Source organism: Mycobacterium sp. M23085, from assembly GCF_045343915.1.
Classification (GTDB): domain Bacteria; phylum Actinomycetota; class Actinomycetes; order Mycobacteriales; family Mycobacteriaceae; genus Mycobacterium.
Genome location: NZ_CP174280.1, coordinates 5,220,689 through 5,246,490 on the forward strand (window position 1 = coordinate 5,220,689; position 25,802 = coordinate 5,246,490).

Consider the following 25,802-nt stretch of genomic DNA (forward strand, 5'->3'; position numbering starts at 1 on the left):
CAGACTGCCGTGGCGGCCATCTCGCCGCGTGGCCGGGTCACTTCAGTCCCGAGACGACGATCGACGCGACGATGTGGCGCTGAAAGGCGACGAACAGCGCAATCAGCGGGGCGATCGCGACGGTGGTCGCCGCCATCACCAGCGTCCATTGGGAATTGAACCGGGACTGCAGGTCGGCCGTCGCGACGGTGAGCACCCGCCACTTGTGTCCGCTGGTGATCACCAACGGCCACATGAAGTTGTTCCACTGGGAGACCACCGTGATCAACGCCAGTGCGGCCAGGACCGGGCGACTGGACGGGATCACCACGTGCACGATCACGTCCAAGGTGTTCGCCCCATCCAGTCGGGCGGCGTTGATCAAGTCGTTCGGGATGATCCGGAAGTGCTCGCGCAGCAAGAAGATCGCGTACGGCGAGCCGAACATGAACGGCAGCACCAACGCCCAGAAGGTGTTGCGCAGGCCGAGCTGGGCCATCATGAGATACATCGGCACCACCGTGACCGTCCCAGGCACCATCAGCGTCGCGATGTAGACCCAGAACAGCGCGTCGCGCCCGGGGAAGTCCAGGCGCGCGAACGCGTATCCGGCCAACACCGAGAAGGTCAACTGGCCCAACAGGATCACCGCCGTCATCAAGGCGGTCACCGCCGCGGCGCGGCCGAACCCGGCCCCGCCCAGGTTGGCGAAATTGGTCAGGGTGGGTGGCCGCGGCAGCTGCAACGGGGTACCGGTGACGAATTGGTGCGCCGAGGTGAACGACGTCATCAACCCGAGTGCGAACGGCGCCAAGGTGATCAACGCGCCCAGCGAAAGCCCGGCGTAGATCGCCACATTCGCCGTCCGGCTAGGTGAGGTCATAGCTGATCCGTCGCCGGAAGTACAGGTGCTGAACCAGGGTCACGCCGATCAGGATGAGGAACAGCACCACCGCCATCACCGATGCCCGGCCGATGGCGGCCGAACCGAACGCCTCGGCGTAGATGCGATGGGCCACCAGGTCGGTGCTGCCGGCGGGACCGCCGCCGGTGAGCGCGTATACCGTGTCGAAAACCTGCGCGCTGCTGACGATCCCGGTCACCACGACGAAGAAGGTGGTGGGCCGCAACATGGGCATGGTGATGCGCCAGAACCGCTGCCAAGCGGTGGCGCCGTCGGTGCGTGCGGCGGCGTGTATGTCGTCGGGAATCGCCAGCAGCCCCGCCAGAAACGTCAACGAGACGTAGCCGACGTTGGTCCACACCACTACGGCCGAAACCAGCGGCAGCGCAAAGCTGGGATCCGACAGCCAGTCGATGCTGCGTCCGAGCACGGTGCTCACCACGCCGTCCGTGGGGGCCAGAATCCAGCGCCACAGCACCGCGATCGCCAGCGGTGCGCAAATCCACGGCAGCACAAACAGGGTGCGAAACAGGTTGGTGCCGCGAAGCTGGCGGGCCAGCATGGTCGCGGCGAGCAGTCCCAGCGCGGTCTGCGCCGGCACCACGATCGCCACGAAGATGGCCGTGACGATCAAGGAGTTGCCGAATCCGGCGTCGGTCAGCACCGAGCGCCAGTTGGCCAGGCCCACAAAGTGCAGGGGGCCGAGCAGATCCCATCGGCACAGGCTCAGCCAGAGCACCACCAGGATGGGCAGCAGCAGAAAGGCGACCACGCCGAACAGGCTGGGCGCCAGCAGCGCGTAGCCCAGCGCGGTGGATCGAGGTTGTTTCCTCAGCACCGCGCTGGCCATGGGGTAATTAAAGCGGGCGCCGCCGGGGCGTGGCGTGACCGGCCGTTACGGTGTAAGCGTGACAGCGAACCGGGGGATCGACGCCGACTTCCTGGACCTGCCGCGCCACGAGCTGGCCGAAGCCGCGCTTTCGGCGGCCAAAGCGGCCGGGGCGACGTACGCCGACCTGCGCGTTCATCGCATCATCACCGAGATCATCCAGCTGCGCGACGGCGAGCTGGAGACCGCGCTGATCAACCGTGAGGTCGGCCTGGCGGTGCGAGTGATCGTGGACGGCACCTGGGGATTCGCCTCGCACGCGGAGCTGGCGCCGTCGATGGCCGCCGAGACGGCGCGGCGCGCCGTGCACGTCGCTACCACGCTGGCGACGCTGAGCCGCGAGCGTGTCGAGCTGGCGCCCGAACCGGTCTACACCGACGCGACCTGGGTGTCGGACTACCGCATCGACCCGTTCGACATCTCGGCCCCCGACAAGATCGCCGTGCTGGAGGACTACTCCGGGCGGCTGCTGGGCGCCGACGGCATCAGTCACGTGTCGGCGGTGCTGACGGCCGTCAAGGAGCAGACGTTTTACGCCGACACCTTCGGATCCTCGATCACCCAGCAACGGGTCCGGGTGCAGCCGTCGCTGGAAGCGGTGACCGTCGATCTGGCGGCCGGCAGCTTCGATTCGATGCGCACGCTGGCGCCGCCGATGGGGCGGGGCTGGGAGGTGCTGGCCGGCGACGAGGTGTGGAACTGGACCGACGAACTGGCGCAGCTGCCGTCATTGTTGGCCGAAAAGATCAAGGCGCCCAGCGTTATTGCGGGTCGCAAAGACCTGGTGATCGACCCGAGCAACCTGTGGCTGACCATCCATGAATCTATCGGGCACGCAACAGAATACGATCGCGCGATCGGCTACGAGGCCGCCTACGCCGGGACGTCGTTTGCCACCCCGGACAAGCTGGGCGTCATGCGATACGGGTCGCCGGTGATGAACGTGACCGCCGACCGCACCCTCGAATTCGGCTTGGCCACCATTGGTTACGACGATGAGGGGGTGGCCGCGCAAAGCTGGGATCTGGTGCGCGACGGAATCTTCACCGGCTACCAGCTCGACCGGGTGTTCGCCCGGCGACTCGGGCAGCCGCGCTCCAACGGATGCTCTTACGCCGACTCGCCGCATCATGTGCCGATCCAGCGCATGGCCAACGTGTCGCTGCAGCCGGCGCCGGATGACATCAGCACCGACGACTTGATCGGCCGGGTGGAAGACGGCATCTACATCGTCGGAGACAAGTCATGGTCAATCGACATGCAGCGCTACAACTTCCAGTTCACCGGCCAGCGATTCTTCCAGATCCGCGACGGCCGGCTGGACGGTCAGTTGCGCGACGTCGCCTATCAGGCCACCACGACCGACTTCTGGAACTCGATGGAAGCCGTTGGCGGTCCGTCGACCTGGCGCCTGGGCGGTGCGTTCAATTGCGGCAAGGCCCAGCCCGGCCAGATCGCGGCGGTCAGCCACGGCTCGCCGTCGGCATTGTTCCGCGGCGTCAACGTGCTCAACACCCGCACCGAGGGCGGCCGATGATCACTGCGCAGCATGTCGTCAACATCGTGCTCGATGAGGCGACCAAGCTCGGCCGCGCCGACGAGACCATGGTGCTGGTCACCGACAAGGTCGAGGCGACGTTGCGTTGGGCGGGCAATTCGATGACCACCAACGGGGTTTCGGTGAGCCGCAGCGTGACGGTGATCTCGGTGGTGCGGCGCGGGTCCGGCGCGCGCATCGGCACGGTGGTGTCCGCCGAGGCCGACCCGCGGGTGTTGCCCGGGCTGGTGGCCGCGTCGCAGGAGGCGGCCGGTTCGGCGCCGGAGGCCGGCGATGCCGCGCCGCTGCTGGTCGATACCGGGGTGCCCGTCGATTGGGATGCGCCGGTGCCCGGCACCGGGCCCCTGATTTTCTCCGGTGTCGCCGATTCGCTCAGCCGCGGTTTCCGCGGCGCCGACCGGCTGTATGGCTTTGCCCACCACAGTGTTTCGACGACGTTCCTGGCGTCCTCGACCGGACTGCGCAGGCGTTTCACCCAGCCCACCGGTGCGGTGGAAATCAATGCCAAACGTGGCGACTCCAGCGCCTGGGCGGGCATCGGCACACCCGACTTCGTTGACGTGCCAACCGATTCGCTGCTCGAGCAGCTCTCGACGCGGCTGGGCTGGGCGCAGCGCAGGGTCGAGCTGCCGGCGGGGCGCTACGAGACCATCATGCCGCCGTCGACGGTGGCCGACATGATGATCTACATGGCCTGGTCGATGGCCGGCCGCGGCGCACAGGAAGGGCGGACTGCGTTCTCGGCCCCCGGCGGCGGAACCCGGGTGGGGGAGCGGCTCACCGACTTGCCGCTGACCCTGTTCTCCGATCCGATGGCACCCGGCCTTGCCTGCACGCCCTTCGTCGCGGTCAGCAGTTCCTCGGAGACGATGTCGGCGTTCGACAACGGCATGGAGATCAGCCATGTGGACTGGATTCGCGACGGGGTGATCAATGCGCTGGCTTACCCGCGGGCCACGGCCGCCAAGTATGACGCCGAGGTCGCGGTGGCCGCCGACAACTTGGTGATGACCGGTGGGACGGCCGGCCAGGAGAACATGATCGCGGCGACCGAGCGCGGCCTGCTGCTGACCACACTGTGGTACATCCGCGTCGTCGACCCCACCACCCTGTTGTTCACCGGGCTTACCCGCGACGGCGTCTACCTCATCGAAGATGGTCGGGTGACGGCGGCGGTCAACAACTTCCGTTTCAACGAGAGTCCGCTGGACCTGCTGCGCCGCGCCACCGAGGCCGGCGTCAGCGAGAAGACCCTGCCGCGCGAATGGGGTGACTGGGCCACCCGCGCCGCGATGCCCACGCTGCGCATCCCCGACTTTCACATGTCGTCGGTGAGCCAGGCCCAGTAATCCATTGCCGTCTGGCACCGCGCGTCCTAGCGTGTGACGAATGGCAGCTCCAGTTGCTGTTCGAGAAGATCAGCTGACGCGGTTGGTGTCGCTATCCCCAGGCGACGGTCGCATAACGGGGCTGGTTCGCCGGGTATGCGCGCAGACGATGTCGCTGCCGCCGCTGCCGGCGAGCGTCGAAGTCGGCGAGCCGGAGTCGGAAGCCGAGGCCGCCGTCGCCGAATTCGCCGAACAATTCAGTGCCGACGTCTCATCGGTCACCGCCGAGCAGCGGTCGCGGCTGTGGAAGCAATTAGGGGACCGCACCTTTGGCGTCGTCGTGCAGATGTACATCGCCGACTTCATCCCGCGGGTGCGCGCCGGGCTGGAAGCGCTCGGAGTCGGCTCGCAATATCTCGGCTGGGTCGGTCAACCTATTGCCTGGGATCACACCACCGATCCGGCGCACATGGTGTTCAACCAATTTTTAATCGCGGTGGCGCGAATGCGTGCGCTCGACCCCGTCACTTCGGAGTTGGCTCGGCTACGCGGGGCAGCACAGCACAATTGCCGATTGTGCAACTCGCTACGTGAGGGCGGCGCGCTCGATGCCGGTGGCTCGGAAACGCTGTACGAGGAGATCGAACATTTCGAAACATCGACTTTGCTCGACGACCGCGCCAAAGCAGCGCTTCGCTATGCCGATGCGTTAATTTGGACTCCTGCGCACCTCGTCGCCGACGATGTCGCCGAGGTGCGCTCCCGGTTCTCCGAGGCCGAGGTCATTGAGCTCACCTTTGACATCATGCGCAATGCCAGCAATAAAATCGCCGTGTCATTGGCCGCCGACGCGCCGCGCGTCCAGAACGGCACCGAGCGGTACCTGCTCGACGCCGACGGCCAGACGGTTTTTAGCTGACATCTACGTTTGCGAGTCGGGCGGGGGCCAGTCGTACCGCGCTTAGCTGTCGGCGCGGCGAACTTCGGCCGTAGATTGCGTGCGGCGCGGGTGGCGGGTGCGGTTGGCGGTCAGCCGTCCGTCGACGCCGGAGTCGAAGGCACGAAATGTTAACCATTCATACACCGGCGCGCAAGCGTGCGTTTCCGCTGTGTGCGGGGCTCATTCGCTACTTTTAGCCCGTTCGCCGACACTGATATGACACTGAGACGTGACGGTAACGAGATGGCAGCGTGGCCCGAGCGGGGTGGCCACGGATCGCGCGAATCTGCGTCGCGGTCCGGACGGCTCCGCCGGAAATTTGTTTGCAGGACTTATAGCCAAGGGTTGCCGCGGCAGCGATCGCGTTCCCGCGCAGAGGGAGGTTCGAAAATGACAACCACCCGTACACGCTCGCACGTGCGAGTGTCATCGGTCTGGGCTGCCGGCGTCGCGCTGGGCGCCTCGATGCTGGGCGGCGCCGTGCTGTCGGCTCCGTACGCGTCCGCATCCTGCAATTTGACCCCGGCGGACGATCAGTACATCAACCTGCTGGCGCAGAACAAGATGGTGCACAACGCCGATTTCAGTGACTGTCATGAGGCTGCCGAGGGACGGTGGTTCGCCGATCAGGTCCGCGCCAACGCCAATCCGTTCGGTGAGGCTCAGGAGCTGATCAACATGATCACCAGCACCACGCCGATGAGCCAGGCCCAGGCCGAGTGGGAGGTCGAGTCCGCGATTTACGTCTACGCGCCCGACCTGATTCCCAAGATCAAGGATCAGGCCGCAAAAGCAAACTGGCCATCCGAATCCTAGGAGACCGGGCGCCGTTGCGGCGCAACGGATTCCGTACTTCCCGAACCTAAACGGCCGTGAGGGCATTGCCCTCCGGCCGTTTTTAATTGTCGCGTCAGCTAACTCTTAACGGGGCACTAATCACCCAGCGACGGTGTGGATCAAGACGCTCCCTGTTCTTCCGGTGAGACTCGTACCGTTACCACTTTGGTTCCGAATAGTTTCTCGCACAGTAAATTTAGCTCGTCGCTGTTCACGCGTTGTTCGAGGCAAGCGTCGTTTGCCGCGCTGATTGCCAGTGGTACCCAATCGTTGCCGCAAAAGGAAGTGAGCAAATTTCACGATAAGGGGGTTCGGAGAAGTGGCAACGACACGACCGCGCGTGCAGGTGCTGACGGTGGGCGTCGCCGGCCTTGCGCTGGGGGCCGCGATGTTTGGCGGCGCTGTGGTATCAGCGCCGCAGGCGTCGGCGTCCTGCAGCATGAGCCCAGCCGACGATCAGTACGTCAACCTGCTGGCGCAGAACAAGATGGTGCACAACGCCGACTTCAACGACTGCAGCGAGGCCGCCGAGGGGCGTTGGTTCGCCGATCAGGTTCGGAGCAACCCGAACCCGTACGGGGAGGGCCAGGAGCTGATCAACATGATCACCAGAACCACGCCGATGAGTCAGGCCCAGGCCGAATGGGAGGTCGAGTCGGCGATTTTCGTTTACGCGCCCGACATGATTCCCAAGATCAAGTCTCAAGCCGGGCAGCCGGCACCGGCCTGACAGCGATCCGCATTGCCGCTGGGCGCTCCCGAACAGGAGCGCCCACCCAGCCCGTCTAGAGGCGGCGGCGCCGCCCGGCGCATCCTGACTTCGGTCTTCGGCTACGGTTTCCTACGGAACAACCCCGTCGGGGGCGGTAGCTCAGTTGGTTAGAGCCGCGGACTCATAATCCGTTGGTCGCGGGTTCGAGCCCCGCCCGCCCCACTCTTAACGCCTGGTAGGCGCATGTTTGTCGACTCGCAGGCAGTTCGGAGGCAGCTCCCGCGTCCACGCTGCGTCCACGTTCGCGCAAAGCCGTCTCCAACCGGGTTGCACTGATTTGCCAGGCCCGCTGTTCAGGCCGCACCGGCCTGGTGGCTGTCCGCGAAGGCCAGCACGCGCGGCTCAAGTGGCATCTGAGGCGGTGCCAGCTGTCGCCGAGTGAAGCCGGGCCCGGTTTGCAGGTAGTACGCGCCCTGCCTGCCCTCGAAGCGTCCGATCAGTTCCCGCACGGTCGCAGCGTCCCCGGCCGTGTTGGAATACAGCACTTTGTCCAACTTTTCCTGCAGCGGACCCATTAGCGGCTGTACAGCCTTGATCATGTTAAGCACGTTGGGGTCAGAATCCAGCTCTTCCAACTCACGCCGCTTCAGCCAGGGCTTGGTCCGGTTGTCCGTTAGGAAGTCATCGAGCATAAATGCGCGGTCCATGGTGATGATCACCTCTGGATCGGTTCGAACGCTGACGTTGAAGCTCCACTTGAACGCGTTGATATCGCAGTGCTGCAACACATCTCGCAAGGCTTCCAGCCAGCGGTAATCGAATGACTCCCGTTTCAGGTCGGCAAACAGTTGCTTGATCTCGTCCACCTGCTCACGGTGCAGGCCAAGCGTCCGCCGGGCACTGCGGATCGTCTGGTACTCGTGGATCTGTAGCGCAGCGGTGAAGGAGATCAGGGCCGAGCGCAGTTTGCGCTTCCACTCATCTACTGCCTCAGCATTCGCCAGCGACACACGCTGGCTGTCCAGCTCATCAAGGACGCCGATCAGCACATCCAGCAGGCGATCGCTCTCGTGGGCAATGTGCTGCAGCAAATCACTGTCCAGCATCCGCCGAAGGCGGTCGTATGCCTTCACGTACCTGGTGTTCTCTTCTTCCGTGAACTTACACACCTTCGTGAAGATGGGTGCGTCTGAGACATGGGGGTCGCGGTACAGCAGTATCGCGCCGTACTGATCCACCTCGGCTTCGGCGTCCTGCGCATCTAGCTCGGCATTCTTATTCTCGATAATGTCTTTGGCCTGAGCTACGGCGGCGACGACCGCCGAAATCCGTTGCTGCACTTCATCGGCGGACGGGAGGCCCTCAGCCAGGCAGCGGCGACCCTCAGACACAACAGTGTCCAATGCCTCTTTGGAACGGTCTTGGGCTGATTCGCGGGTGAAGCGGTCTCGTACATCGGGGGTGTCGGCCCAGTCCAACGTCACGGCGGTCATCACGCTCAGCAGTGCGATTAACCCTTCCCCAAGGCAATGGGACTGCCCCGGGTTCAGTTGACTCGCGGGGTGTGATTTTCAGGCCGCGGTTGCGACTGGTGTGTGGAGCATTTCGAACTCTATCGGGGTGAGCCTGCCGAGTGCGCGTTGCCGGCGGCGTCGGTGGTAGGTCCGCTCAATCCACGACACGATCGCAAGGCGCAGTTCGGCTCGGGTGGTCCAGCGTCGCCGGTCGAGCACGTTGCGTTGGAGAAGGGCGAAGAACGACTCCATGGCAGCGTTGTCCCCGCACGCACCGACGCGACCCATCGATCCGTGTAATCCGTTGTGTGACAGTGCGCGGACGAAGTTTCGCGAGCGAAATTGACTACCCCTGTCCGAATGAACGACCGTCGCGGCAGGCGAACGCAGCGCCACGGCGTGATCCAGGGCTGCCACCGCCAGCGAGGACTTCATCCGCGAGTCCATCGAGTAACCCACGATCCGGTTGGAATAGACATCTTTGATGGCGCAGAGGTAGAGCTTGCCTTCATCGGTGCGATGTTCGGTGATGTCGGCCAGCCAGACCTGGTTGGCGCACTGGGCGCTGAACTGACGCTGCACGAGGTCGTCGTGGACCGGTGGCCCCGATCGACGGTTCAGTCCTCGCTTCTTGGCGAAAATCGACCAGATGCGCTCTTGGGAACACAACCGTGCGACACGGTTCTCGCTGGCGGAGATCCCGCGCCCGGGAAGTTCGTCGGCGATGAATCGGTAGCCGAATGCGGGGTCGTCGGCATGGATGTCGCGGGCGGCGTTGATCAGGTGCGCATCATCCCAATCTCGCTGTGATACAGGTGCTTTGCGCCATTTGTAGAACGCCTGGGTGGAGAATCCCAGGACCCGGCAGGTCACCGTGACGGGCACGCCGTCATCGGCAAGGTCGAGGACCAGCGGGTAGATCATTTTGGGTTGGCATCCCGGGACAGGTAACCGACCGCGCGACGCATCACTTCAGCCTCCTGCTCGAGGAGCTTGATCCGCTTATGCGCCTCGCGCAGCTGCGCCGACACATCACCAGAGGCCGCCGCAGACCCCGGCCGGTTAACACCGTCCTCGCGGTCGGCGATCTTGAGCCAGCGATGCAGGCAGGCCTCCGAGATCCCGAAATCCTGCGCGATCTGGCGCAACGGCGCCTCACCCTTGCGGGCCACGGCGATGACATCGGCTCGGAACTCAGCGGGAAACGGCTTCGGCACGAGATTGATCCTTCCAGCAAGGACGAATCCTCACAGGTCAGGAGTCAACCAAACCGGGGGCAGTCCCCCGGTTACGTTCTCGTAGTACCTCCAAACCATTCCATGCGGTCGGTTATCGTTGCTTCTGGAGGTAGATTCTGGAGCGCAACGTCGAGCGGATGAAGTGGCTGTAGACCGTCCATGGACCCTCGCTATACCACTTGTTAACTTAAGAATATAGTCGTGCTACGACGTCGGCAGGTTGAGATCGTTTGTGACCCAATTGTAGACAGCACTTGTCACCGTCGCGGAGTCGTCCAGGTCGACCGGCTTATAGATCATGCCAACCAGGTCGGTTGGCATCCTGTCGATCGATTTGTCCTTGAGCAGCAGGCATCTTCGGCCCGTCATAATCATGCCGCCAACCTCAATGGTGAGGTTGTAGTTCAATCCGCGTCCGCGTCGGTCCTCGAAGATCGCGATTCCGTACCTGCTAGCCCACATATGTGCGGCGACGTTCGTCCAGAGGTCATCGGACATGGCGCGGTCAGACGCCAAGTGGAAGTTGAGGCCATGGTTCTGAAGTTCGGCCCGTGCCGCTGAAAGCGCTGCTTCGACGGGATCGGCGCTGGCGTCGTCAGGGAATCGTGTCATGCCAAATACGTTAAGGTCGAAAGGGTACGTCTCTGTGAACTTTGTAACGGGCACGACAATGGCCGGGGGAGCAAGGGTAGGGGGCACTAGCGCGTGCATGACTGCACCCAGCAGCGCTCCTCCGTAGCTCTGGGTTTCGGCTAGCAACTCGTGGAGTTCGGATTCGGTTATAACGCTGTTGGAGTGATGTCGGCCGAGAGGCGTTATGCGGTACAGCCCTTGCCCGCCTGCCTTCGTGATGTATCCCGCCTTGGAGAGGGACGCGAAGGCGTTGGCAATCTTTGTAGGTCCCGGCAACCCTAAATTTTCGAACATTGCGTCCACATCCCGCGGACGAATGATGCCTCCATTACTTCGTGCCTCAACGATACGGGCAAGTGCAAGCGTTTGATCTGCGCCGCCCAGCAGCTGAACACGTACCGCGACTGACTTGGTGCTGGCCTTTGTCATCCGGCATCCAGGTCTTGCGCCTCAGTAGTGTCATCGGACGTCGTGTCGCCGTTGTCAGATTTAGCCGCCGTCCTCTTGCGCCGTGCAGGCGTTGCTCGGCGTGTCGATTTGTCGAACTTAGCCGCAATGGCTGCGATGCCGGTGTTCGCAACGTAGTACTGGCCCTTTGCGTGTGGATCTTCCGCGATCCAGCGCTGTGCGATTGCGTCGGCGAAGTCACGAGAGTAGTTGCCGGGTGGCGTTTCACCTGCAGGCCGGAACTGGCTCTTGACTTCGTCTCGCGTGAATGTGTCTTGTCCTAGCTTCAGCTGGAGGTATCGGCCAATTGCCGTAATTTTGGCAGGGTTTTGGCGCGCACCACACGCGTCGATATATTCCCCCACCGTCGTGCTGGGGTCGAAGTTATCGTCCGTCTCCGGATGGCTTCCGCTTCCCACATCACGCTGGGTTGGGTTCGGATTGGCCGCCGGTGCTTGCGGAACTGCCTGCGGCGCAACACCAGCGCCGCCGAGGACTATTGAAATCACATGGAGCGCGGTGGCTTGGTCGACTGTCCTGGTCAACTCCACTCCTGTGCCCTTGACGGACACCGTGAACAACTCAGACGGACGGTCGTCTTTAGCTACAACGTCCGTATCGGGCGAGTGCTGTGAATCGAAATCGGCCACGTAATCTCCTGTGTAGTGCTGTACTACAACACTACACCAAGCTCGATTTGGGCGTTACGACTGTAATCGTGTAGCTTTATACGACACTGCGTAGTACATTCTCCTGTTCCGCGTTCCGGTGGCTTATTGCCCCGAGCGACCTCGTGCGGCCTCCCGCGTCCACACGGCGTCCACAAAAGCACGGCAACGTGTTGGTTTGCCGCGATCGGCTAGCAGATCGTACTAGGGCGGGATTTCAAATAGAAGCGCTGGAAAACTAGGAGATTGCAGGCCGTGCCGGGCAATTTTCGGACCCAGCAGAGTTTGCTATCTGGCCAGACCTAGGGACTCATAATCCGTTGGTCGCGGGTTCGAGCCCCGCCCGCCCCACTCGTAACGCCTGGTCAGATCCGGTTGGGAGTCATCAGAGCGGCTAGGTGGGACGTTCACGCCCGACTACCCCGGCGCCGGGCGGGAGGTTGAGCGCCGAGGTCTATTGGGCGATGTCACGATCAAGTTGCCGCGGAGACCTGCGCGAACTGCTGCACGATGGTCCGGCAAAACGCCGGTAGGTCGTTGGGCGAGCGGCTCGATGTGATGTTGCCGTCGACGACGACCTCTTCGTCTACGACGTTGGCACCGGCGTTTCGCAGGTCGGTGCGCAGGCTCGGAAACGACGTCAGCGTCTTACCCTTTGCCACGCCGGCTTCCACCAGGCTCCACGGTCCGTGACAGATGGTCGCGACCGGTTTGCCCGAGTTGACGAAATCGCGTACGAAGGAGACCGCTTGGTCGTTCATTCGAAGCTTGTCCGGGTTCACTGTGCCGCCGGGAAGCAGCAACGCGTCGTAGTCGTCGGTCGATGCATCCGAGACGATTCGATCGACCGTGAAGGTGCCGGCCGACTCCAAATCATTGTTGCGCGCCTGGATTTCGCCCGGCTTGAGGGAGATTACCTGTGTCTCAGCTCCGGCTTGCTGCACCGCATCCCGTGGCTGCTCCAGCTCCACTCGCTCGACGCCATCAGCCGCCAGTATCGCAATCCTTTTGCCTTGCAGTTCATTAGCCATTTTGTTGTCCTTTCGGTATCAGTTGTTGGCCCAGGGCTTGAGCACGATCTTTGTGCAGTGGTCCTGCTTGTGCTTGAAGATCTCGTATCCGTGTGGCGCCTTGTCTAGTTGCAGGTGGTGGCTGATGACGAACGTCGGATCGATCTCGCCGTCGCGGATTCGTTTGAGCAGCGGCTCCATGTACCGCTGCACATGACACTGACCGGTCTTGATGGTGAGCGACCGGTTCATCACAGAGCCGATGGGGAATTTGTCCATCAGGCCGCCGTATACGCCGATGATCGAAATGGTGCCGCCGTTGCGGCAGCTCATTACGGCTTCACGCAACGCGTGCGGACGGTCCGTCTCCAGTCGCGCCGCTTGCTTGACCCGGTCGTAGGCGTCGACGACCTGATTGTCGTTGCGCGACTCCATCCCCACCGCGTCGATGCAATGATCAGGTCCACGTCCCGCCGTCAGATCGCGCAGCGTTTCCAGCACTGAGACGTCCCTGAAATTGACCGGGATGGCTCCCGCTTTGTCCCTCGCCAACTGGAGGCGGTATGGCACCTGGTCGATGGCGATGACTTTCGACGCGCCGAGCAGATAGGCACTGACCATCGCGAATTGGCCCACCGGTCCGGCACCCCACACCGCCACGACGTCGCCAGGTTTGATACCGCACATGTCGGCACCCATGTAACCGGTTGGCAGGATATCGGACAGGAATAGCACCTGATCGTCAGAAAGGTCATCCTCGATCTTCAGCGGCCCCACATCGGCGAACGGAACCCGCGCATACTCCGCTTGCCCGCCGGCAAAGCCGCCGAGCATGTGCGAATAGCCGAAGAGGCCGGCCGGAGAGTGTCCCATGAGTTTTTCGGCGATACCCGCGTTGGGATTCGAATTCTCACACAGTGAGTACAGACCGCGCTGACACGCCGAACACGCGCCGCAGGCAATAGGGAAGGGCACTACCACCCGGTCACCGGCCTTGATCTTCTTTACTGCCTTCCCGGTCTCGACGACTTCTCCCATGAACTCGTGCCCCAAGACATCGCCGCGCTTCATCGTTGGGATGTAGCCGTCGTACAGATGCAGGTCCGAGCCACAGATCGCGGTGGACGTGATGCGCACGATGGCGTCTCGATCATCAAGAATTTTCGGGTCTGGCACGTTTTGGACCTCGACGCTGTTGCGGCCGGCCCACACAGTTGCTCTCATGGGTTCCTCCTATTTGCTGGCAGCTTGCTTAGGCTGGGCGGGTCGCTGATGAAGCTGGCGGACAGCTGCCGTCCCTTCTGGCGATCCATTGGAACGAACGACCCCGCCGGTTTCCAGTAGTTGCTTGAGTCGGCGAAGGTCATCGTTGACTTGTTGCTCGGGTGACTCACCGAGGAGGGTGGCGACCGCCTTGCCGAGCGTGCCGCCGGGAATCGCGTAACTCATCGTTACTCGTATCTCGGTACCTTGACCGTCTGGACTAGGCGAGAACTCGACGCGACCGCGGTTGTCTATCTGGGCGCCCGCCACGGACTTCCACGCGATCCGCTGATTAGGCACATCCTCGGTCACTTCGGCATCCCATTGCACCTGCGCGCCGAGCGGCGCGTTGGCCACCCAATGCGAACGGCCGTCAGGGCCGACGCTGACAGACTTGAGGTGGTACATGAACGAGGGCAAGTTTTCGAAATTGCGCCAGAAGCTGTACACCTCTTCCGGTTTGCGCCACACAGTGACCGCCGCGCGGAGATCCCGTTGCCCGGGCTGGACCGAGTGCTGCCCGTCGCCATCGCGTTGAGCTCTTACCGCGGCGAAGACGTCGACGGCGGTGATTCCGACCAGCCCGAGCGCGGCAACCGCGCCGCGAGCGCGGCCTGCGGCGCGGTTGGACAATCCCGCGCCCAACGCCGCCAGATCGATGGCGTCGCCGGCGACCCTTGTCCACACCAGCTGACTCGGTCCGAATTGCAGGGCGGCGGCGTGTCCCAATTCCCGCAATCCCAGCGCTCTGATCGTCGACCTGGACCGGCGGTTGTCGGGCACTCCCGAGATAGCCGCAACTTTGCGAGGCGCCACGATCTCGGTGACTCCGAGACCGAGGCTTGCGCCGCGAAGTCCTTTAATTAGGCTTCGCGTCGCGCCGACGGGACTACTCATACCGACCCCCTTGGATTTGGTCGCGCGGTGACAGTGACATGGACCGCGCTTACCCAGGTCGAAGTGCGCCATGCGCAATGTCTTGCGGCGTCGCCGATTTGGTCCTGCCGTGCCCAGAAGCGACGGAAAATTTGGACGGGCTGGACTCAAGCGGGACTGAATCTCGTCGACTACGGGCGAATGAACGCCGGTTCCACAGCCGCAGGCCGGGTTATGCGACCGACCCGCGGCTGTTCTCCGGATCCTTTTCGATTGACCGGAGCGCCTGCGGGTACGCAGGTGCAACGTCGCGGTGAGCGGCCTGCACGACCGGCTCTCCGACGAGTGGTGGGCGATTCGGCGAGAGGAGCAGCGTTGTCCCGGGTGCCGGTCGCGGCGGTGGCGCTGCTCGGCTGAGATATCCGCCAGCCGGCCATTCTCGAGGTGGTTATGCGAGGTTGTGCTTAAGCGGGGGTGTGTAGTGAGTGATGTCGAGGAAGACGCCGATCAGCGCTCGGGCGCAACCTCCGAGGGCAACCTCGAATTGTTCTTCGACCTGGTGTTCACCTTCGCAATGTCGCAGGTCACGCAACTCATGCTGCACGATTTAACCCCGGCAGGGTTCGGCCGGGCGGCATTGGCACTGTTGGCGGTGTGGTGGGCCTGGGTCGGCTACACCTGGCTGATCAACACCTTTGACACCGCCAACGTCTGGCACGAGACGATAATCATCGCCGCGATGGCGGCGATGCTCGTCGCCGCGGCGGCGCTTCCCACCGCCTTCGGCTCGGGAGCACTGGTCTTTGCCATCGCCTTGCTGGTGGTCAGGTTGATCCACGTCGTGAAGTTTGTCGTCTACTCGTCGCACGAGGACGCTGGGTTGCGTCTCGGGACGCGGCGGATGGCGCCGGCCTTCGTCGCTGCGCCCGGCTGCATCGTGGCCGCCGCCTTCGTTGACGGACCTGGCCGAGAACTGTTATGGGTCGCGGCAGCTGTGATCGACTACGGCGCACCGGCCGTGGTGGGCCTCGGCGGGTTCCGCGTCTCGCCGTCCTACTTCGTATCGCGCCACGGCTCGATCATCATCATCGCGCTGGGTGAAGCAATCGTCCAATTGGGTGCCGCCGCAACCAATCTCGACCGACCCGAGGTAATTGCCACCTTGATTTTGGGGGTGGCCATCATGGCAACATTCTGGTGGACATACTTCGGACTGACGGCGGGAGCCCGGCAGCGACTGGAGCAGACCACCGGCACAGAACGGGCCAATCTCGCCCGCGACGCCTACAGCTACCTGCATCTACCCCTTGTCGCCGGCATCATGCTGTTCGCCGTCGGAGCGCACACCACCGTCGGGCACGCCACGGCCCCGTTGCCGCTGCTTCCAGCCATCGCACTGGCCGGTGGCATGGCGTTGTTCTACCTCGGTGATGTCGCTTACCGATGGCGCGACCACCGGCAGATCCCCGTCGATCGGACCGCCGCCGGGCTGGCCGCCGCGGCGACCCTGCCTGCGTTGCTTCATATGCCCGCCCTCGCGGCTGTTGGGCTGCTCGCCGCCATCGGGACCTTCCGGTTGGCCTGGGAGTTGTGGCGCCGTCCCCGGATCGGTCCCGGCGTAGCAGGCCAGGCGCGCTGAGGCGCTTGGCGACGAGCCAAGTGGGTACGCCCGCGGTCGGTTGAGCAGCCAGCCGAATGAATGTGGATCGGCGCTCGCGCGCCATGACTGACAGGAGAGGGTCATGCCACACACACGACGCCTTGCAGGGCGACGGATCGCAGCGTTGGCAGCCGACGGCTTCGAGAAAGTCGAACTGGTGATTCCGCTGCGTGCGCTGCAGCTATCGGGCGCCAAGGTCGATGTCGTATCGCTGCGCAGCGGGCGGATTCGGGGGGTAAATCTGCACATGCCGGCGAGCCGGGTCGGCGTGGACAAGGTTGTTACCGATGTCGACGCGGGCGCCTACGACGGGCTGCTGTTGCCCGGCGGCTTCATCAACCCCGATCTGCTGCGGCAGTCGGCAGCCGCACGGGACTTCGTCCGCGGGTTCGATCACGGCGGCAAGCCGATCGTCACGCTGTGCCATGGTCCGTGGGTGCTCGCTTCGGCGGGATTGCTTACCGGACGGACCCTGACGTCGTGGCCGGGTATCCGCGATGACCTGGTTAACGCCGGCGCGACCTGGCTCGACCGCGAGGTCGTGCGGGACCGTAATCTCGTCACCAGCAGAGGTCCACAGGACATGAGGGCATTTGTGCCGGCGATGCTGGACATCTTCGCCGAGCCGACAAGTCAAGTGCAGACGGTCGCCAACCGTAACGGCTCGGATCCGCAGCAAGACAGGCCGCTCAGTTGGGCGGTCGCCGCCTTGCGCTGGTCGCCCAAACCCTCCGCGGCGGCCCTGACCGGTGTCGCCGCCGCCGCACTATCGCCGCCGCTGCGGCGACGGGTGTCCATCCGAGACCGAGGCCGGTGATTCGGCCTCAGCTGAAACGCACCCCGATCCCGGCGTGTGTGTGCGCTACGTCTGCGGATTCGCCGGCACCGCGTGCCGCGGCTGGTGCAACAGTGCACGAACCAGCGGCCGAGGCCCGACGGACCGAAGCATCTGGCTGGCCGGGCGGACCCGCACCCTCTTCGGCCACCAGAACCAGCGTCCCATCACCGTCATGATCGAGGGCGTGATGAGCGATCGGACGACGAAGGTGTCGAACAGCAGGCCAATGCCGATTGTCGTGCCGAATTGTCCGATCGCCCGAAGGTCGCTGGTGATCATCGTGGCCATGGTGACGGCGAACACGACACCGGCGGCTGTCACCACCGGGCCGGTCACACCCATCCCGCGGATGAGCCCGGTTTTCAGACCGGCGCCGATCTCTTCCTCGATTCGGGACACCAGCATCAGGTTGTAGTCGGATCCGACTGCCAAGAGCACGATTAACGCGAATTCGGTTGCCACCCAGTGCAGCTGGAAATTAGCAAGGTGCTGCCAGATCAGTGTCGAGAACCCGAAGGCGGCGCCCAGTGACATGACGATGGTGCCGACGATGACGCCCGCTGCGACCAAAGCGCGGGTGACGATCACCATGATGATGAAGATGAGCACGATCGAAGCCACCCCGGCGATCATCAGGTCGTACTTGGCGCCGTTGGCAATGTCGTAAAACGTTGCGGCCGTGCCGCCGAGGTAGATGTCGGCATTCTCCAGCGAGGTGAGTTTCAGCGCCTCTTTGGCCGCTTGGCGCTCTTGGTCGACCGACGCGATGCCCTTGGTCGTCGCCGGATCCACGGCGTGCGTGATGATGAAGCGGGCGGCTTTGCCGTCCGGCGACACCATCAAACTCAACCCCAGCAAGAAGTCTGGGTTCTGGAAAATCTCGGGTGGCAGGTAGAACAGGCTCTCCACCTGAGAGTCGTTGAAGGACTTGCCCATCACGGCGTTCGTGTCGGTCAGCCGGTCGAACTGATCGATCAGACTGTCGAACGAGCTGTAGATGGTCAGCGTGGTATCCCGGATCGACTTTGAGACAGCGATATTCTCGGGAATTATCGCCAGCAATTCGCGCGTGGCTGTGGCCGTGTTGGTGAGGTCGGTGGTCAGAGCGTGGAACTTTTCGGCCAGCTTGTCGAACCCGTCCAGGGCATCGAACAGGCTGCGTAGCGACCAGCAGATCGGGATATCGTAGCAGTGCTTCTCCCAGTAGAAGTAACTGCGAATCGGTCTCCAAAAGTCGTCGAAATCCGCGATGTGGTCCCGGATTTCGTCCGTGATGGCCGCCGTCTCCGCCGTGGTTTTTGAGCTGTCGTCCGCGGCGTTCGCGAGTTTCTGGGTCACCGCGTACTGGCGCTCCAACAGGGCGATCTGAGTGTCGAGGAAACCGGTGATCTTCTTGATGTCGGCGACGCGGTCCTTCAGGTAGTTCAGGTTGCTGCGGATCGGGGCGCTTTGCACACTGAGCTGGAACGGAATTGATCCATCTTGAATCGGCGGGCCGAGAGGTCTGGTGATGCTCTGCACCCGTTCGATGCCGGGCACCCGGAAGATGGCGCCGGCAATCTTGTCCAGGACCAGCATGTCTCTGGGATTGCGCAGGTTGTGGTCGGATTCGATCATCAAAAGGTCCGGGTTCAGGCGGGCTTGGGTGAAGTGTTGATCCGCCGCGGTGTACGCCTGCACTGACGACGCGCTGGCCGGCAGGTAGTACAGGTCGTTGTAGCGGGGGTTGAAACCCATCAAGCCAATTGCGCCGACGATCGCCAGGATGACCGAGGTTGCCAGGATGGGCGCCGGCCACCGCACGATGGCGGTCGCCAAACGGCGCCAGCGGGTGTAGTTGAACTCGCGCTTCGGGTCGAACAGGCCGAAGCCGCTGGCGAAGGCGATCAGCGCCGGCGTCAGCGTGACCCCAGCGGCCACCACCACCAGCAGGCCCACCGCGCACGGAAATGCCAGCGAACTGAAGTACGGCAGCCGGGTGAATTTCAAACAGGCCAGCGCCCCGACGATCGTCAATCCCGAGCCGAGCACCACCTTGGTGACACCGGCGAAAGTGTCGTAGTAGGCGGCTTCGCGGTCCAGCCCCCGTTCGCGGCCCTCCTGGTAGCGGCCGACCATGAAGATTGCGTAGTCCGTACCCGCCGCGATGGCCAGCGCCGTCAGCAAGTTGACGGCGAAGGTTGACAGTCCCATGATGCCGGTCTCGCCCAGCAGCGCTACCACGCCGCGGCCGGTAGCCAGTCCGACGAACAGGATGACCATCGTCAGCAGCACCGTGCCGATGGATCGATAGACGAACATCAGCATGATCGCGATGATGATGATGGTGATGATGGTCATCTTGGCCAGGCTCGCGTCGCCGACAACGATCGTGTCGGCGGTCAGGGCTCCCTGACCGGCGACGTAGGCCTTCACCCCCGCCGGGGGCTTGGAGTCCGCGACTATTTTGCGAACTGCCGCAACCGATTTGTCGCCGACGGCTCCGCCCTGGTCACCCCGCAGGTTGACCTGGACATAGGCGGCCTTGTGGTCGTAGCTCTCCACGCCGGAGGACGTGAATCGCTGTCCCCAGAAATTCAGCGCATGCTCGACGTGTTCGCGGTCCCGCTGCAGCTTCCCGACCAGGTCGTCGTAATACCGGTGAGCCTCCTCGCCGAGAGGCTTGTCACCGACCAGGGTCACCAGGACGAGGTTGTCGGAGTCGTACTCCTTGAATTTCTGGCCGATGTGCTTCATACCGGTCACCGACGGCGCGTCCGACGGCGAGAGCGGCACCGAGACGTCCTCGGCGACCTTCTCCAACTGCGGGACGAAGACGTTGACGACGACCGCGATCAGCAGCCAGACCACCACGATCGGCAGCGCCAACACCCGGATGGTGCGGGCCAGCCGCGGTTTGCGCTCAACTTGGTAGTGCGGCGCGACGGGGATTTCGTCCGTGTCGCTCGTGTCGTCGGTCACGCGGATTTGTCCAAGCAGGAAACCTGCGCGTCCCGGTTGGTGGCCTGTTGTTGATCGACCAATTTGCCGTCGACGGTGATGCGGCAACCGATGAAGGGACTGTCACCTTGGGCGACGACGTAGGCGAAGATGCCGGGCATCTCGGCGACGATCGTCTTCGACCACGGCAATGTGGTGAAGCTGGCCTTCTGCGGTAGTGAGTCGGCATCCATCCAGTTGACGACGCCGGTCGTCCCGGGCGGTCCCAGGATTTCGTAGATGGCGGTCTTGGCCGCATACGGTGGGGTCGCATCCCGCGGGTCGGGCTTGGGTAGGCCGGGTCCCGGGAAGACGCCGTTGAGTCGGAGAACCGCAACTCCGCCGATGATCAGTGCCACGACCACGACCAGCGGAACCCATGCCCGCTTGAGAATCGTCAACGTCGTGTCCCCCGCTCAGGAATGCTCGACGGCCTGATATTAAGGCATCTCTTCGCGTGCGCCACGGCTAGCCGAACGCCAAGCCCCCCGAGTTAATTCCGGGGGTGCCCTCGCGTCGGGGCCGCGCCGCCGGCCCACGCCGTAGCGTCCCCGGCGTGGTGCTCTCACCTCGTCAGTTTGCTAGCGAGGGTGTAATGCCAGCATGCGTTTCTCGGGTGGGGAAGCACAAAGCCGCGTTCAGCTGGGCGACCCGCACGGCCTTCTCGCCACGGCGAACGTCCCTCAGCGGCGGTTATAGCATCGGTGAAGTGTAAACCTATGCGCCACAGTTTGATTCGTTGGAATTACCGGTTTGCCACCCGATGGCCTGTCGTCCGTCATCGGAAAAGCGCAGCGTTTTAGGGCCATGGCGGGTACCCTGACCTGCATGGCTACCAAAGCCAAGGTCAAGGCGTGCGTGCACTGCGGCCACACGTTCGATCCGAACGACCGACAGCATGACCTGTCCGATCCGGACTGGCTGCCGGCCGCATCAGCCTATTGCTCGCACGAATGTAGTGACCGGTTCCATTGCGAAATGGGGCATTGCTGCTCGGCCCACGCGAAAGAGAAGGCTCGGCGGGAAGCCGCCAAGGCGGCACGATAAACCGCGCTTCCAACAGCAATTGTGCTTTTTGCCGGCGCGAGTAGGGGTACTCGGCTGAGCAAGATGACGCAAATGTCCTATCGAAGCGCGGACGAAATCGACCCTTGCGTGCGTGTTTACGGGACGCGGGTCCACAACCTGCGGGGTGTCGACGTCGTGGCGCCTCGTGACGCGCTGGTCGCGTTCACCGGCATCTCGGGATCCGGCAAATCGTCGTTGGCCTTCGGGACCATCTACGCCGAGGCCCAGCGACGCTACTTCGAATCGGTCGCTCCCTACGCCCGTCGCCTGCTATTGCCAACCGGCGCGCCCAAGGTAGATGACATCACCGGGCTGCCGCCCGCCGTCGCATTGCAGCAGCGCCGCGGATCGGCGACGTCGCGGTCGACGGTCGGCACCGTTACCACCTTGTCGAACCTGCTGCGGATGCTGTTCTCTCGGGCCGGGACCTACCCGCCGGGCGCGACGGAACGATTGGACTCCGACGCGTTCTCGCCGAACACCGCGGTGGGGGCGTGCCCCGAATGCCACGGGCTGGGACGAATCCATCGGGTCACCGAGGAGACTCTGGTCCCCGACCCGTCGCTGACCATCCGCGAAGGCGCCGTTGCCGCATGGCCGGGCGCGTGGCAGGGCCAGAACCTGCGCGACATCCTCGTCACCCTGGGCTACGACATCGACAAACCATGGCGGAAACTCCCTAAGCGGCAACGTGATTGGATTCTGTTCACCGATGAACAACCCACGGTCGAAATCGACCCCAGCCAGCACCCGGTGCAGGCCGATTATTACTACAACGGCACGTTCTCCAGCGCCGAACGCCACGTCCGCCATACGTTGGCGAACTCCCACAGCGCGATGATGCGCCGGCGCGTACTGCAATACGTCGACAGCGTCGAGTGCCCAGTATGCGACGGCTCCGGGCTCCGGCCGGAGGCGCTGAAGGTGACCTTCGCCGGGCGCAACATCGCCGAGTACACGGCGATGCCATTGGCCGAACTTGCTGACACGTTGCGCCCAACGGCTTCCCGGACCGATGCCGGCGCCGCGTACGAGTCAACACAATCCGGCGAGCTGACGGAGGTGGCGACCATGATCGCCGCCGACCTCGTTGCGCGCCTGCAGGTACTCATAGATCTCGGCCTCGGCTATCTCACGCTGAGTCGCCGCACCCCGACGGTGTCACCCGGCGAACTGCAACGGTTGCGGCTGGCCACCCAGCTGCGCGCCGGCTTGTTCGGCGTGCTCTATGTGCTCGACGAGCCGTCGGCCGGCTTGCACCCCGCCGACGCCGAACCGCTGCTCGAGGTGCTCGATCGTCTACGGCGCGCGGGCAACTCGTTGTTCGTGGTCGAGCACGACATGGACGTGGTGAGCCGTGCCGACTGGATCGTCGATGTTGGACCCGGGGCCGGGGAGCTTGGCGGTGAGGTGCTTTACAGCGGGCCGGTCCCGGGACTCGCCGACATCGAGCGGTCGGTCACTCGGCAATACCTTTTCGAGGAGGCCGGGTCGCCGTCTCGTCAACCCCGCACGCAGTCCGCGCGACTGCGGCTACGCGGGATCTGTTTCCACAATTTGAGAGACCTCGACATCGACCTGCCTCTTGGTGTGTACACCGCCGTCACCGGAGTTTCCGGTTCGGGCAAGTCGACGCTGGTCGTCAAGGTCCTCGGCGACGTCGTGCACCGCCATCTCGGCACCGGACGGGTAGCCGAGCCGGCCGACTCCGACGGCGAGGAAACCGACGGTGAGGTCGCCGATCTCGATCACGACGCGAGTATCGGTGTGACGGTCGAGGGGGTCGAGGAGATCAATCGGCTGGTATCGGTCGACCAGCGCCCTATCGGACGTACGCCGCGCTCGACGCTGGCGACTTACACCGGGTTGTTCGACGCGGTGCGCCGTGAATTCGCCGCGACCCCGAAGGCGCGTCGCCGCGGTTGGACAGCAGGCAGGTTCTCGTTCAACGTGGCCGAAGGTCGCTGCCCAACGTGTCAGGGGGAGGGGTTCGTCTCGGTCGAATTGTTGTTCCTGCCGGGCACATACGCCACCTGCCCGGCGTGTCAAGGAGCGCGGTACTCCGACGAGACCCTCGAGGTGCGTTATCGCGACCGGACGATCGCCGACGTGCTCGCGATGACCGTCGATGAGGCCTCGGAGTTTTTTGCCCACGTCGCGAGCGCCGCGCGGAGCCTGACCACCCTGCGAGAGGTCGGGCTGGGGTATCTCCGTCTCGGACAGCCCGCGACCGAACTGTCGGGTGGTGAAGCGCAGCGGATCAAGCTCGCCGCCGAATTGCAGAGACCCCGGCGAGGGCACACCCTCTACGTCCTCGATGAGCCGACCACCGGGCTGCACCCCGCCGATGTGGATCTGCTCGATCGTCAACTGCACCGCCTGGTCGACGCGGGCAACACCGTGGTGGTGGCCGAACACGACATGCGAATGGTCGCCGGCGCGGACTGGGTGATCGACCTGGGACCGGGAGCCGGCGGCGACGGCGGTCGGGTGGTTGCGGCGGGCCCGCCGGAAAAGGTGGCACGCGCAAAACACAGTCGCACAGCGCCGTATTTGGCCAAGCGGTTGGCGCAACCCGTTACTCAGTGAGCAAGCTCCGGCAATATTCGAGCAAAACTCGATGGCCGTTACCATTCTTCGCTGACGGTGGGATCTTGACTAATTGCGCTCAGTTGAATTTGGTGCGATGCGGATCGGCTGATGCCTCGCAGCGTCTATGCGCTCAACCTCGTCGCTGGCGGACGCACATGATTAACCGGCGGCGTGGGCCCGGCGCGATACCCGCGACCGGGTGCGCGAATTCCGGTCATGTAGTCGTGAGCAGTCCGAATCCCGGCGCTCGACGGTCCCACCGACGCTCCGCATAGGGGCGAACTACCGTCGCCTCCCGATTCGCCCGGTTTGGCGACGGGACTGCGGCGACATTGCCACTCAGACACAAACATTTTCAGCCACCGTTTTGGCCGTCCGCGCGATATTGTTATGTCCCATCGTCTCCGCGAAGGAGAGGGATCGTGGTCTCTCAGAGAGTCGTCGGCGGTCAGCCGGATCGGCTTCCGATGGCTGCGCGGGCCTCCGCGGTGCCCGCGACGATTCTCGAGCTGGGCGGTCGATATCCCGGGGCCGCGGTGCTGTTCGCGGCGCCGATGACCGTCGCCGGCATCTGGGGGATGGTCACGCGCCCATCCTTGGCCCTTCCGCTGGTACTGCTGGCCGGCGCGGCTTTGATCCTGATCGATTTCTTGGCCGGCCCGTACAGAGTGGCAGAGCAAAAGGCGCGCCTCGCGGCCGGCGGTTACAAGGCGAACCGTCAGCCGATCCTCAACCACCCCAAGGCGCCGTCCCCGCAGAAGCCTCCTAAGGAGAAGGCGGAAGCTGACGCGGGTGCGCACGCAGAAGCCGCGGCGGCCCAAGCGTTGGCCGCCGAAGCCGAAGCGGTGGCCGCCGAGGCGCGGGCGCGGGCAGACGCGGCCGCCGCCGAAGCGCTGGCCGCGGAAGCCGAAGCGCTGGCCGCGGAAGCCGAAGCGCTGGCCGCCGAAGCGCGCGCGCAGGACGAGGCCGCCGCAGCCGAAGCGCTGGCTGCCGAACCCGAAGCGGTGGCCGCCGAGGCGCAGGCTCTGGCAGAGGTCGCCGCGGCGGAAGCGCTGGCCGCGGAGGCGCGGGTGCGCGAGCGGGCACACGCAGAAGCCGCGGCCGCCGAGGCGCTGGCCGCCGAGGCGCGGAAGCGGGCAGAGGCCGCCGAAGCGCACGCCCTGGCCGCCGAAGCCCGCAAGCAGGCCAAAGCGGCCGAAGCCCACGCCCTGGCCGCCGAAGCTCGGGAGCGGGCCAAAGCCGCCGAACCCGAAGCTCTGGCTGCCGAGGCGCGCGCGCAGGCAGAGGCCACCGAAACCGAAGCCTTGATCGCCGAGGCCCGGGAGCGGGAGCGGGCACGCGCCAAAGCCGCCGAAGCCGAAGCCTTGGCCATCGAAGCGCGGAAGCAGGCGGAAGCCGCCGAAGCGGAAGCGATCGCCGCCGCCGCCCGGAAGCGGGCGGAAGCCGCCGAAGCCGAGGTCCTTGCGGCCGACGCGCGGAAGCGGGCGAAAGCCGCCGAAGCCGAAGCGCTGGCAGCCGAGTCGCGGGCGCGCGCCGAAGCCGCCGAAATCCAGGCACTGGCCGCCGAGGCGCGGGCACGGGAGCGGGCGCGCGCCGAAGCGGCCGAAGCCGAGGCCCTGGCAGCCGAGTCGCGGGCGCGCGCCGAGGCCGCCGAAATCCGAGCCCGGGCCGCCGAGATCTGGGCGGGGGCAGAAGCCGCCGAAGCCCAAGCTCGGGCTGCCGAGGCGCGGGCGAAGGCAATCCGGCTGCGGCTCGAGGCTGAAGGCAAGACCAAACGGCCCCTTGAAGGAGACAAGCCGTAGGCGGTCTCGTTCAGACCGACGAGCGTAAGCGAAGTGTGGAAAATCAGCGCCTGGGTATCCCTGCGGG

General features: G+C 64.3%; 21 protein-coding genes and 1 tRNA gene. 11 read left to right on the plus strand and 11 right to left on the minus strand.

Going from position 1 to position 25,802, the window contains the following annotated elements; genetic code table 11:
- Positions 1-37 precede the first annotated feature (37 nt).
- Complete coding sequence (locus tag ACIUM1_RS24355; RefSeq protein ID WP_406815040.1) at positions 38-862, minus strand: carbohydrate ABC transporter permease; 825 nt, start codon at positions 860-862, stop codon at positions 38-40.
- Positions 849-1,718, minus strand: a complete 870-nt coding sequence (locus ACIUM1_RS24360; RefSeq protein WP_406817847.1) for a carbohydrate ABC transporter permease — start codon at positions 1,716-1,718, stop codon at positions 849-851. Before ACIUM1_RS24360 ends, ACIUM1_RS24355 begins: the two co-directional genes overlap by 14 nt.
- 73 nt (positions 1,719-1,791) lie before the next feature.
- Here ACIUM1_RS24360 and ACIUM1_RS24365 point away from each other — a divergent pair, with 73 nt between their 5' ends.
- The 6 genes from ACIUM1_RS24365 to ACIUM1_RS24390 all read left to right on the plus strand — a co-directional run bounded on the left by ACIUM1_RS24365 (position 1,792) and on the right by ACIUM1_RS24390 (position 7,369).
- On the plus strand, positions 1,792-3,309 hold the full coding sequence (locus ACIUM1_RS24365) for a TldD/PmbA family protein (RefSeq protein ID WP_406815041.1): 1,518 nt from the start codon (positions 1,792-1,794) through the stop codon (positions 3,307-3,309).
- Entirely contained in the window at positions 3,306-4,679 is a 1,374-nt protein-coding gene (locus ACIUM1_RS24370; protein ID WP_406815042.1) for a metallopeptidase TldD-related protein, read from the plus strand. The genes ACIUM1_RS24365 and ACIUM1_RS24370 overlap by 4 nt, the downstream gene beginning before the upstream one ends.
- Before the next feature lie 40 nt (positions 4,680-4,719).
- Complete coding sequence (locus ACIUM1_RS24375) at positions 4,720-5,577, plus strand: carboxymuconolactone decarboxylase family protein (protein ID WP_406815043.1); 858 nt, start codon at positions 4,720-4,722, stop codon at positions 5,575-5,577.
- 411 nt (positions 5,578-5,988) lie between these two features.
- Complete coding sequence (locus tag ACIUM1_RS24380) at positions 5,989-6,414, plus strand: hypothetical protein (protein ID WP_406815044.1); 426 nt, start codon at positions 5,989-5,991, stop codon at positions 6,412-6,414.
- Between the two features lie 376 nt (positions 6,415-6,790).
- Entirely contained in the window at positions 6,791-7,165 is a 375-nt protein-coding gene (locus tag ACIUM1_RS24385; protein WP_406817848.1) for a hypothetical protein, read from the plus strand.
- Positions 7,166-7,295: 130 nt separating this feature from the next.
- Positions 7,296-7,369 (plus strand) — tRNA-Ile (locus ACIUM1_RS24390).
- Positions 7,370-7,500: 131 nt separating this feature from the next.
- Here the strand turns inward: ACIUM1_RS24390 and ACIUM1_RS24395 are convergent.
- From ACIUM1_RS24395 to ACIUM1_RS24425, 7 genes are all read right to left on the minus strand, one after another.
- Complete coding sequence (locus tag ACIUM1_RS24395) at positions 7,501-8,640, minus strand: hypothetical protein (RefSeq protein ID WP_406815045.1); 1,140 nt, start codon at positions 8,638-8,640, stop codon at positions 7,501-7,503.
- A gap of 78 nt (positions 8,641-8,718) precedes the next feature.
- A protein-coding gene (locus tag ACIUM1_RS24400) for an IS3 family transposase (RefSeq protein ID WP_406815046.1) occupies positions 8,719-9,878 on the minus strand; the annotation gives its coding sequence in 2 pieces (ribosomal slippage) (positions 8,719-9,587 and positions 9,587-9,878; 1,161 coding nt in all).
- A 225-nt stretch (positions 9,879-10,103) separates the two neighbouring features.
- A complete protein-coding gene (locus ACIUM1_RS24405) occupies positions 10,104-10,961 on the minus strand; it encodes a hypothetical protein (RefSeq protein ID WP_406815047.1) in 858 nt (285 codons plus the stop codon).
- Positions 10,958-11,629 (minus strand): hypothetical protein, encoded by a 672-nt coding sequence (locus ACIUM1_RS24410; RefSeq protein WP_406815048.1) that lies wholly within the window; start codon positions 11,627-11,629, stop codon positions 10,958-10,960. The genes ACIUM1_RS24405 and ACIUM1_RS24410 overlap by 4 nt, the downstream gene beginning before the upstream one ends.
- Before the next feature lie 491 nt (positions 11,630-12,120).
- The gene (locus ACIUM1_RS24415; RefSeq protein ID WP_406815049.1) at positions 12,121-12,678 is read right to left on the minus strand and encodes a type 1 glutamine amidotransferase domain-containing protein; all 558 of its coding nucleotides are present in this window, start codon (positions 12,676-12,678) and stop codon (positions 12,121-12,123) included.
- Between the two features lie 18 nt (positions 12,679-12,696).
- The gene (locus ACIUM1_RS24420; protein WP_406815050.1) at positions 12,697-13,833 is read right to left on the minus strand and encodes a zinc-dependent alcohol dehydrogenase; all 1,137 of its coding nucleotides are present in this window, start codon (positions 13,831-13,833) and stop codon (positions 12,697-12,699) included.
- Positions 13,834-13,890: 57 nt separating this feature from the next.
- Positions 13,891-14,649, minus strand: coding sequence for an SRPBCC family protein (locus ACIUM1_RS24425; RefSeq protein ID WP_406815051.1), 759 nt, complete (start codon positions 14,647-14,649; stop codon positions 13,891-13,893).
- 628 nt (positions 14,650-15,277) lie between these two features.
- On the opposite strand from ACIUM1_RS24425, the gene ACIUM1_RS24430 reads away from it, so the two are divergent.
- Positions 15,278-16,435, plus strand: a complete 1,158-nt coding sequence (locus tag ACIUM1_RS24430) for a low temperature requirement protein A (protein WP_406815052.1) — start codon at positions 15,278-15,280, stop codon at positions 16,433-16,435.
- 103 nt (positions 16,436-16,538) lie between these two features.
- Entirely contained in the window at positions 16,539-17,273 is a 735-nt protein-coding gene (locus ACIUM1_RS24435) for a type 1 glutamine amidotransferase domain-containing protein (protein ID WP_406815053.1), read from the plus strand.
- A 45-nt stretch (positions 17,274-17,318) separates the two neighbouring features.
- Here ACIUM1_RS24435 and ACIUM1_RS24440 read toward each other — a convergent pair whose 3' ends face one another.
- Entirely contained in the window at positions 17,319-20,255 is a 2,937-nt protein-coding gene (locus tag ACIUM1_RS24440) for an RND family transporter (RefSeq protein WP_406815054.1), read from the minus strand.
- A complete protein-coding gene (locus tag ACIUM1_RS24445) occupies positions 20,252-20,674 on the minus strand; it encodes an MmpS family transport accessory protein (RefSeq protein WP_406815055.1) in 423 nt (140 codons plus the stop codon). The genes ACIUM1_RS24440 and ACIUM1_RS24445 overlap by 4 nt, the downstream gene beginning before the upstream one ends.
- Positions 20,675-21,101: 427 nt before the next feature.
- Here ACIUM1_RS24445 and ACIUM1_RS24450 point away from each other — a divergent pair, with 427 nt between their 5' ends.
- The 3 genes from ACIUM1_RS24450 to ACIUM1_RS24460 all read left to right on the plus strand — a co-directional run bounded on the left by ACIUM1_RS24450 (position 21,102) and on the right by ACIUM1_RS24460 (position 25,735).
- Entirely contained in the window at positions 21,102-21,320 is a 219-nt protein-coding gene (locus ACIUM1_RS24450) for a ferric uptake regulation protein (RefSeq protein WP_406815056.1), read from the plus strand.
- A 63-nt stretch (positions 21,321-21,383) separates the two neighbouring features.
- Positions 21,384-23,930, plus strand: a complete 2,547-nt coding sequence (locus ACIUM1_RS24455) for an ABC transporter (protein WP_406815057.1) — start codon at positions 21,384-21,386, stop codon at positions 23,928-23,930.
- A 425-nt stretch (positions 23,931-24,355) separates the two neighbouring features.
- Positions 24,356-25,735 (plus strand): hypothetical protein, encoded by a 1,380-nt coding sequence (locus ACIUM1_RS24460; RefSeq protein WP_406815058.1) that lies wholly within the window; start codon positions 24,356-24,358, stop codon positions 25,733-25,735.
- The last annotated feature ends 67 nt before the right edge of the window (positions 25,736-25,802 follow it).

Bases quoted from the DNA above. Each gene is read 5' to 3' on its own strand.
- ACIUM1_RS24355 (WP_406815040.1), bottom strand. From the start codon at position 862: ATGACCTCACCTAGCCGGACGGCGAATGTGGCGATCTACGCCGGGCTT.
- ACIUM1_RS24370 (WP_406815042.1), top strand. From the start codon at position 3,306: ATGATCACTGCGCAGCATGTCGTCAACATCGTGCTCGATGAGGCGACC.
- ACIUM1_RS24375 (WP_406815043.1), top strand. From the start codon at position 4,720: ATGGCAGCTCCAGTTGCTGTTCGAGAAGATCAGCTGACGCGGTTGGTG.
- ACIUM1_RS24380 (WP_406815044.1), top strand. From the start codon at position 5,989: ATGACAACCACCCGTACACGCTCGCACGTGCGAGTGTCATCGGTCTGG.
- ACIUM1_RS24395 (WP_406815045.1), bottom strand. From the start codon at position 8,640: ATGACCGCCGTGACGTTGGACTGGGCCGACACCCCCGATGTACGAGAC.
- ACIUM1_RS24405 (WP_406815047.1), bottom strand. From the start codon at position 10,961: ATGACAAAGGCCAGCACCAAGTCAGTCGCGGTACGTGTTCAGCTGCTG.
- ACIUM1_RS24415 (WP_406815049.1), bottom strand. From the start codon at position 12,678: ATGGCTAATGAACTGCAAGGCAAAAGGATTGCGATACTGGCGGCTGAT.
- ACIUM1_RS24435 (WP_406815053.1), top strand. From the start codon at position 16,539: ATGCCACACACACGACGCCTTGCAGGGCGACGGATCGCAGCGTTGGCA.
- ACIUM1_RS24450 (WP_406815056.1), top strand. From the start codon at position 21,102: ATGGCTACCAAAGCCAAGGTCAAGGCGTGCGTGCACTGCGGCCACACG.
- ACIUM1_RS24455 (WP_406815057.1), top strand. From the start codon at position 21,384: ATGACGCAAATGTCCTATCGAAGCGCGGACGAAATCGACCCTTGCGTG.